Here is a 2660-nt window from a genome sequence, read left to right as displayed (position 1 = left end):
CGGCGTATGCGTGCAATGTGAGGGCTACCTCCGCGTAGCGCAGCACCGGAGTCGTGGCACGCTGTAAGGCGTGAGCCGTCAACCTCTGCGCCTGGCCGTCATCGAAGCGGCATCGGTCCTCGAGGAAGCAGGAGTCCCGAGTCCCCGGGTCGACGCCGAACTTCTCGCCGCGCACCTGCTCGGCATCGAGCGCGGCCGACTCGGCCTGGTCCCGCTCGTCGACGCGGCGACCATCGACGCCTATCGATCCATGGTCGAACAGCGAGCGAAGCGGATACCGCTGCAGTACATCACCGGCACCTCGCCGATGGGGGAGATCGACCTCGCGGTGGGACCGGGTGTCTTCGTGCCCCGACCCGAGACCGAACTGCTCCTCGGATGGGCCCTGGCCTTCCTCGAACGTCACGGAAGCCGCAATCCGATCGTGCTCGATCTGTGCACCGGATCCGGCGCACTCGCACTGGCGATCGCGCACGCCCGGCCCGACGCCGAGGTCCACGCCGTCGAACTCGAAGCGAAGGCCCTCGGGTGGGCCCGACGCAACGCCGAGACCCGCGCGCAGGAAGGCGACACCCCGATCCGGCTGTATCAGGGCGATGTCACCGACCGCACCCTGCTCAGCAACCTCGAAGGCACCGTCGACCTGGTGGTCGCCAATCCGCCCTACATCCCGGAGGGCGCCGAACTGGAACCCGAGGTGATCGAGCACGACCCGCACTCGGCGCTCTTCGGAGGGGTCGACGGTCTGTCCGTCATCCGCCCGATGGTGTCGAACATCGCGCGATGGCTGCGGATCGGGGGAGCGGCCGTGGTCGAGCACGACGACACACACAGTCTGCTCGTCGCCGAACTGTTCGAACAGCGTCGCGTCTTCGGCGATGTCGTCCGGCACCCCGACCTCGCCGGTAAGGCCCGGTTCGTCACCGCCCACCGGGTTCCCACCGCGGTGGAGGCCGACCGCATGAAGTCGGTACGGTCTGCTGCGGACGGCTGACGGGCAGGACCCGTCCGGTGCCGACTCCGGCCGAAGTGGAAGGATGAGCGCGTGAGCACCGTGTACGACTGCAACAACGAAGCTTCGCGCGCCGCCGGACTCAACGCGGCGCGTGGCGCACTCAAGGCCGGACGACTCGTCGTCGTACCTACCGACACGGTGTACGGCATCGCGGCGGATGCGTTCGACTCCGACGCCGTGACCTCGCTCCTGCGCGCGAAGGGCCGCGGACGCGACATGCCGGTGCCGGTCCTCGTCGGCTCCTGGACGACCATCGACGGCCTCGTCGCCTCGGTGCGTCCCGAGGCGCGGGAATTGATCCGTGCCTTCTGGCCGGGTGGGCTCAGCCTCGTGGTGCATCAGGCACCGTCCCTGGCCTGGGACCTCGGGGACACGCGCGGCACGGTCATGCTCCGCATGCCGCTGCACCCCGTGATCCTGGAACTGCTGCGCGAGGTCGGCCCGCTCGCGGTGTCCAGCGCGAACGTCTCCGGCCGGCCGCCGGCGGCGAACGTCACCGAGGCGCGCGAGCAACTCGGAGCGTCGGCGAGTGTCTATCTCGACGGTGGTCCCGCCGAACACGGCATCGCCTCGACGATCGTCGATCTCACGGGGGACCGTCCGCGCATCCTGCGCGAAGGCGCCGTGACGGCCGAAGCGCTCGCGGAGGTGCTCGGCGACGATCCCGAGCGTCTTCGTTCCGGCGGGGAGTAGCGGCGGAGGAACGGAGCACGTGACTGCAGCCGACACCACCGCCGTACTGCTCGCTCAGGCCGGGCGCGGCGCCGGCGTTCCCATCCGGGAGCTTCTCCTCGTCCTGCTCACCTCCGCGGTGGTCACCTTCCTCGCGACCGGCGTGGTGCGGATCCTCGCACTGAAGTTCGGGGCGGTCGCGGTGCCCCGTGATCGCGACGTGCACGTGACGCCGACACCCCGGATGGGTGGGGTCGGCATGTACATCGGTCTCGTTGCGGGGATCATCTTCGCTCAGCAGTTGCCAGCTCTGACAAGGGGTTTCGAATACACCCCGGACATGGGAGCGGCGCTCGTCGCGGCTTCGATCATCGTCGTCGTCGGGATCGTCGACGACCGGTGGGGTCTCGACGCGCTCACCAAGTTCGTCGGGCAGGTCACCGCGGCCGGTGTGCTCGTGGTCATGGGCGTGAGCTGGATCGTCATCTACGACCCCTTCAGCGCGTCGACGCTCGTGCTCGACCAACTGCAGGGCGGGCTCATCACCGTCGCCGTCGCCGCCGTGATGATCAACGCGATGAACTTCGTCGACGGGCTCGACGGGCTCGCGGCCGGGCTGGGTCTCATCGCCGCGCTGGCGATCTGTGCGTTCTCCGTCGGCCTGCTGCTCGATCAGGGTGGCGACGTCTCCGCCTACCCGCCGGCCCTCATGGCTGCGGCCCTCGCGGGTGCGTGCCTCGGCTTCCTGCCGCACAACTTCCAGCCTGCCAAGATCTTCATGGGCGACTCCGGATCGATGCTCATCGGCCTGATGCTCGCCGCGATCTCCACGAGCGCCTCGGGGCTCATCCCGTTGAGCGCATACGGCTCGCGCGACCTGCTGGGTCTGCTCTCACCGCTCATTCTGATGGGTGCGGTGATGTTCATCCCGATCCTCGACCTGCTCCTCGCGATCGTGCGCCGCACGCGGGCC

At 69.0% G+C, this 2660-nt stretch carries 3 protein-coding genes; all 3 read left to right on the top strand.

The window, feature by feature from the left end; genetic code table 11:
- The first annotated feature begins 70 nt into the window (after nucleotides 1-70).
- Complete coding sequence (prmC, locus tag R1101_RS0120700; RefSeq protein WP_016935193.1) at nucleotides 71-994, top strand: peptide chain release factor N(5)-glutamine methyltransferase; 924 nt, start codon at nucleotides 71-73, stop codon at nucleotides 992-994.
- Nucleotides 995-1045: 51 nt separating this feature from the next.
- A complete protein-coding gene (locus tag R1101_RS0120695) occupies nucleotides 1046-1708 on the top strand; it encodes an L-threonylcarbamoyladenylate synthase (RefSeq protein ID WP_016935192.1) in 663 nt (220 codons plus the stop codon).
- Between the two features lie 19 nt (nucleotides 1709-1727).
- Nucleotides 1728-2660: MraY family glycosyltransferase (locus R1101_RS27855; RefSeq protein WP_016935191.1), on the top strand; the 933-nt coding region annotated here is incomplete at its 3' end.

Source organism: Rhodococcus sp. R1101 (assembly GCF_000278445.1).
In the GTDB taxonomy this organism is placed as follows: domain Bacteria; phylum Actinomycetota; class Actinomycetes; order Mycobacteriales; family Mycobacteriaceae; genus Rhodococcus; species Rhodococcus gordoniae.
This window is presented reverse-complemented; position numbering and strand designations above follow the sequence as displayed.